Here is a 6,000-nt window from a genome sequence, read left to right as displayed (position 1 = left end):
GTTCGTAGTATTTCATGCAGCTATTTGATCACAACCACATAATTTTTCAAATGTTTTTTTACATGACTGTATCCGAGATACACCGCAGGAGATCCCTCACCCTCGCTGCGCTCGGGTTCGGGATGACGTGGGGAGTTACAATATTTTTTGATAAAGAACTTCTTTTAATAAAGCACCATCCTCGTAAAACTCTTCTAATTTGGTTGAGTTCGTGGCTTCAAAACCTAAAGCATCATAGAATTTTCGCGCTTGAATATTGTCCTCGAATACCCATAGAAGTATTTTTTTATATCCCTGATTTGCAAGTTCAGAGATTGCCGCCTGGCATAATTGGGTACCCAATCCCATCCGCCAGTAATCGGGATGCAAATAAATTGCACTGATTTCCCCCATTGAACCATCTGCACTAAAATCACGAAAAGGACAAATACTCGCAAAACCAATAATTTGATTATGAATTTCCATGACTAATACTTTGACTTCTTGCTCTATCAAGTCATGCCACTGCCGAGTTCGCTCAGTTAGGGATAAGTTTTGTAATATAATTTCTGGAATGAAATCTCGATACATCTTTTGCCAGGAACAGATATGAATTTGCGCTATAGCCTCGGCATCATTTAATGTCGCTGTTCTGATATTGGGCATTACATTTTTAATCATAATAAAAAACCTTAAAGACGCGATTAATTTCCATGTGCCAATAAATTATTCACGTTTTTTAAAATTCAACTTTAGATAACCTAATATAGGATATGCTATGTTAGAATGAGAAAATTGTCACTAAAAAGGATTTATTCATGCATCAAATCAAAAAGAAAGAACGAATTTTCATCGGTGCTTTAACCTTATTTTTTTCATCGATAGTTACTGCAGAAACAATAACGAGTGATGTCACTACCACAGATGGAACTTCAATTGGAAAAGTCGTTTTTGAAGATGGCAAGTATGGCTTACTTATCACTCCCCAACTGACTGGACTTCCTGCTGGCATTCACGGTTTTCACATCCACCAACATCCTGATTGCGGGGATCATGCTAAAAACGCTGGTTCGCACCTGGATCCGGCGAACACCCAAAAGCATCTTGGTCCATATGGCCAAGGTCATTTAGGTGATTTACCTGTATTGATTGTTGGCAGTAATGGAGCAGCTAATGTCCCTACCCTAGCGCCTCGTTTAACAACTCAAGATATTAAAGGACATTCGATTATGATTCATGCAGGTGGAGATAATTACACTGACAATCCTCCTTTAGGAGGTGGTGGTGATCGTATTGCATGTGGAAAAATCCCCTCATAATACAAGAAAATAACGTTTATCATCCGGATTTATATATAGTCTAAATCCGGATTACCCAGTCGAAGTAAGCTGTTAGTTAATTTTTTAATTAAAGTATTTCCTTTCTATTTATTAATTGGCATGATACGCCCCAAAATAATAATAAGATAAATGAGATATCTATGTTTTTTTCAAAAATTAAATCATCTTGGAACGGGTACTATGACTTGAGAGCTAGGTACTCCAATTTAGTTCCTATACCGCAGCCATCCTATTTTCGCCCAATTCATAATATAACTGACTTTACTGACTTACTTGTTCGTCCTATCCATAGCCCTCTTTGGTTAGGTGTTAATGCGTTATTGTTCTTTTTGAAAAGCTTTATTTATTTAGCAGCTACTGCATTATTACTTATACCAGCTTTATTGTTAGCGGTTTTTGCACCCAAAACACCAATCAGTTCGAATACGTGTTCTTCATTTCAAGCAGCCGCAGCACATACGATTGTTGATGCAACCATGGGCATTATTGCAACGTGTGCAACACTCGCTTCTATTGTTTTTAATCCAATCTATCTACTTACTCGATGTCTGAGTACAGGGGTTGAGCATTTAAATAAAGTAACCGAATCGTGTTGCGATTTAACTATTGCTCGGTTTTAATTAACTAATTACTTTAATAGAATCCGGGGTGAAGTGAAAGAAACCAGGCGCTAATTGAACCTCAGTTCCTTTTTGCTTCACTCAAATTACAGATCTATTTTTAAGGCGATTGACTGTATTTACCAATTAATTCAGTCTGCTCAATAATATGATTCTGCATGGCGGTCTCTATTTCCTTTTTTGTCGCATGTTCGCCCAGAGTTAATAAGGTATCTAAAGCATAGAGCTTGAAGAAATAGCGATGAGTACCGCTTGGAGGGCAAGGCCCCCCATAGCCTGTTTTACCCCAACTATTTCGTGCACTAATTGCTTTCGAGGGAACACCGATTCCCGTTTTTAGCTCAAGACAATCAGCAGGTAGATTAAATAAAATCCAATGCACCCATAATCCCATTGGCGCATCAGGATCATCCATGATTAAAACAAAAGACTGGGTATTTTTAGGTACATTATTCCATACTAATGGTGGTGAATGATTAGCACCATTACACGTATAATCTCTAGGAATAAACTGATTATGAGCAAATGCAGGGCTTTCAAGTATCATTGCACACTCCTTGTGATGAAATATTTAATTGCAATTTAGACCATTTTTGAACAAAAATACAGAGATGTGATTTAGAATCATCAAAACTAGATCTTTAATTTTCCTCTTAAAATCTGCCATAGCATGACAAAATCACCCATCAGGCTATATAAAGGATAATGAAATGTTGCCGGTTTATTTTTTTCATAAACAAAATGCCCAATCCAGGCAAATCCATATCCAGCCACGAGCATCAGAACAAGCCATAAACCATGCCAAGTAAAAAGAAAGAAGATAAAACTTAAACAGGCTAAAGAAGTACCAAGAACATGCAAGCGTCGACACATCACTGTTTTATGTTCGTTTAGATAAAAAGAATAGAATTCATCAAAGTTTGCAAATTTCTTATCATTTTCCATAGAGATTTAGAAAGTTATTCTATTTATTAAATTATAGTTTAAAAACGCATTTCAATGTTATTATTGTAGTAGGGATGTTTTTTTCTTAATCAACGCGGTGCCATATATAGAATGAATGAGATCAATGTAGAACAATTAAAAAATCTACTGGATGAAGCAACAAAGAGCATTAAATCGTCAGAACGTCTTCTTGATGAATTGCTAAACGCGCCTGAAGAAGAATCATCCTCCATGGAAGATACAATTTGTTCCATACAACTAGTTCTGCAATATCGTTTAAGTAATCAAGATACTCTGGCTATACTTCTGAGTATTGATCAAAATTTGCTTTATCTCTTGGATATTCAACCTCGACATTCGGCTAAAATGAACATGGACCGCCTTGCCTATGCTTTAGGTAATGAAGATTTGAAGCAAGTCATTCATATGCTTTCGTTACTCGTTAGCTCTCTATTAAAAATCACAAACCGTTATCAAAAAGATCATTTAACTTTTGCATTAAAAGCAAATCACAGCAAACATATCAAGCAAAACACGCTAATTAAAGGAATGCAAAAACTGATTTTACAACAGGATCATTTTTTAAGTTTGATGCGTGCACTTCAAGAAAATGTGACACTTCTTTTAGAGCATCAATCCGTTGGACCCGTTTTTGATCATATAGCCGCGCTCAGAGGACCAATTTCTCAATTCTATCAAGCAACATTACATGGTCTTGGGGTAGCTAAAGAACTTTATGAAAAAATTAATAAAACCGAGTTATTGAATCAAAAAGTGGAGCTTCTTTTAAAGCAAGCAGAAGAAGTGCTCAAAATCATGCCCTCGATTTATAAGCCGCAACCGCATTATACATTGACCCCTCCCAGTAATACGTTAACTCAACCAAGCAATAGCTTAACGCTACCGAGAACACTATCTTCCGAGCAATTAGAGCAGCGAGCAGCTGCCAAGCGATTACGCCCCTTTTTCAATTAAAGATCACGCCGTAACCTGGGTGAAGATACAAGCCGCAATCTGAGAACTCTGGAGTTAAAACCCGGGTTCCGCCGCGCTTCCCCCAGGTTAAAAGCTTAAGTTGTCTGCATTGCGTGAATGATTTACGAAAATAAAACACCACTCTCCTAGAAAGAAACATAAACTCAATTACAAATAACAACCAACACCATCGTAACCAATTATGTGACATGACTTATAAGCGCTTTGCTCGAGTCGATAACTTACTGAACCATAATGGGCAATAATGGTTCCATTTTTAGTTTGCTCTATATGAGGTTTTTGCAAGTTCTCTACCACTTCACATGTAGCACGGTTTTGTATCCAAATTCCTCCCTCTGAAAGAATGCGCTTTTTACTTGGAGCCAGCCCGTTCTTTCCACAATCCTTAATTGCCAAATGCTCTATTTTGGGGGCAGAAAAGAGTAGATCATAACCAGCTGCTGCCGCTTTAACTGCATTTTCAGCATCCAAAATACCATGTCCACAAGGTTTCTTACCTACACACGATTTATTCGCATCATCACTGGCTCCAAAATCATGGGTTGTTGTATACAGTAATTGCTCTATTTGTTCAGGACTAAGTACTTTCTCACTGGCAGCAAAAATTAATCCAGCAACACCGGCAACATGAGGAGTAGCCATACTGGTTCCTTGATAAAAATCAAAACCAGACCCATTATAACCACCACCTGGATTCACTGTAGATAAAATTCCTCCCCACATACCATAACGCTTGTCTCCTCCAGGAGCAGCTAAAGTAACACTTGGGCCATAATTCGAAAAATAGGATCTAAGGCCTTCGGGTCCAGTAGAAGCCACCTTAATGGTTCCATTACAAATCGCAGGTGCATTGAAATGCTCCCAAACGTTATCATTTCCGGCTGCGACAGCCAATACTGCACCTTTTTTACGGGCAAAAAAGACTGCTTCTTGTAATGCCTGATCACAATAATCTATTTCATCCTTAGGACCTCTATCGACGCCAAAACTCATGTTCAATATTTTTGCAGGGTGAATGTTATGTGGTATTCCAGGAACATCACCACCTACGGCCCAATAAATGGCATTAATGACGTAGCTTTCATAAAACATCCCATTAGCACCAGGAATTTTTAAAGGAAGAATTTTTAAATCTTCGCCCATTCCACTCATGACGCTGCCATAACCCGCAATCGTCCCAGCAACATGAGTTCCATGATAAGATCGCGTTTCATCAATCAAATTATTGTTATTTCCAGCAAAATTCCAACCCCATAAGCTACCCGAACTGTCCTTTACCAGGTTATTAATTAAACTGTCATTTAAAGCAATTCCAGTATCTAAAACCGCAACAACTATTGGTTTTTTAGAAAGACCCGTGGTATAGGCCCAGGCACCATCTCTAAATCCAGGCTTGGACTCCAACATAATTCCTGCAGGGCGCGAGAACTCATCCCACTGACTTTCATGTGATAATATATCGCCAGTACCCAAAATCTCTGGATCAGGAACGGGTTTAAAATAGCTTACTCTATCTTGAACTGCATATAAAACTTGAGGATTTTTGCGCAGACGCTCTAAAACCAAGGATGTAGTATCCTCATCATCTTTGACTAACGTGCTGTTTTTTGAGTCTAAAATTAATAAAAAGGCACCATTGGCCATTGGATTTAATTCTTTTACCGGTAATTGGGTTATCTGTTTTATTTGTGACTTTATGGATGAAACACTAGACATTTGTTCTTTATATTTGATTATCACTCGCACTGTATCCGCACCAGATGAAGCAAAAATACCCTGTGCAATAGATAAAAGACTTAAACCTAAAATCCCTGATTTAAACATGCAACAATCTCCTTATAAAATACATCGAAATTCAGTATGCTATAAGAAACAGGGCAAAACAAGGATTAGACATATCCCAAAATGTTACTCGCCTATACTTAATGTATTAAAGTTAAAAAGAGTTGTTGATGTTCATAGCACGCTCTTTAGGCTTATCTATTACGTCGTTTCTATTAAAAAACTGCGCATACCCCTACGATATTTTTTATAAAGCTGCTGCTCATTGCAAACGAAGAGTGCAATCTCTGTTTGGAATAATAACGGTTGGTAACAGCACTTCATCCTGTTGATATTTA

7 protein-coding genes are annotated in these 6,000 nt (G+C 37.7%); 3 read left to right on the top strand and 4 right to left on the bottom strand.

Annotated elements, in window-relative coordinates; translation table 11 throughout:
- Nucleotides 1-135: 135 nt before the first annotated feature.
- Nucleotides 136-660 (bottom strand): GNAT family N-acetyltransferase, encoded by a 525-nt coding sequence (locus tag BW930_RS15710; RefSeq protein WP_058467704.1) that lies wholly within the window; start codon nt 658-660, stop codon nt 136-138.
- Nucleotides 661-797: 137 nt separating this feature from the next.
- Here BW930_RS15710 and BW930_RS15705 point away from each other — a divergent pair, with 137 nt between their 5' ends.
- Nucleotides 798-1,298: a superoxide dismutase family protein gene (locus BW930_RS15705; protein WP_058467703.1), complete on the top strand. Its 501-nt coding sequence runs from the start codon at nt 798-800 to the stop codon at nt 1,296-1,298.
- Between the two features lie 161 nt (nt 1,299-1,459).
- Complete coding sequence (locus BW930_RS15700) at nt 1,460-1,939, top strand: hypothetical protein (RefSeq protein WP_058467702.1); 480 nt, start codon at nt 1,460-1,462, stop codon at nt 1,937-1,939.
- 100 nt (nt 1,940-2,039) lie between these two features.
- Here the strand turns inward: BW930_RS15700 and BW930_RS15695 are convergent, their stop codons facing one another.
- A complete protein-coding gene (locus tag BW930_RS15695; protein WP_058467701.1) occupies nt 2,040-2,486 on the bottom strand; it encodes a YbhB/YbcL family Raf kinase inhibitor-like protein in 447 nt (148 codons plus the stop codon).
- An 86-nt stretch (nt 2,487-2,572) separates the two neighbouring features.
- Nucleotides 2,573-2,884 (bottom strand): Mpo1-like protein, encoded by a 312-nt coding sequence (locus tag BW930_RS15690; RefSeq protein WP_082647067.1) that lies wholly within the window; start codon nt 2,882-2,884, stop codon nt 2,573-2,575.
- Between the two features lie 111 nt (nt 2,885-2,995).
- Here BW930_RS15690 and BW930_RS15685 point away from each other — a divergent pair, with 111 nt between their 5' ends.
- Entirely contained in the window at nt 2,996-3,859 is an 864-nt protein-coding gene (locus tag BW930_RS15685) for a hypothetical protein (protein ID WP_058467699.1), read from the top strand.
- 168 nt (nt 3,860-4,027) lie between these two features.
- On the opposite strand, the gene BW930_RS15680 is transcribed toward BW930_RS15685, so the two are convergent.
- Nucleotides 4,028-5,704, bottom strand: coding sequence for a S8 family serine peptidase (locus tag BW930_RS15680; protein WP_058467698.1), 1,677 nt, complete (start codon nt 5,702-5,704; stop codon nt 4,028-4,030).
- Nucleotides 5,705-6,000 lie beyond the last annotated feature (296 nt).

This window comes from Fluoribacter gormanii (genome assembly GCF_900156395.1).
Lineage (GTDB): Bacteria > Pseudomonadota > Gammaproteobacteria > Legionellales > Legionellaceae > Legionella > Legionella gormanii.
This window is presented reverse-complemented; position numbering and strand designations above follow the sequence as displayed.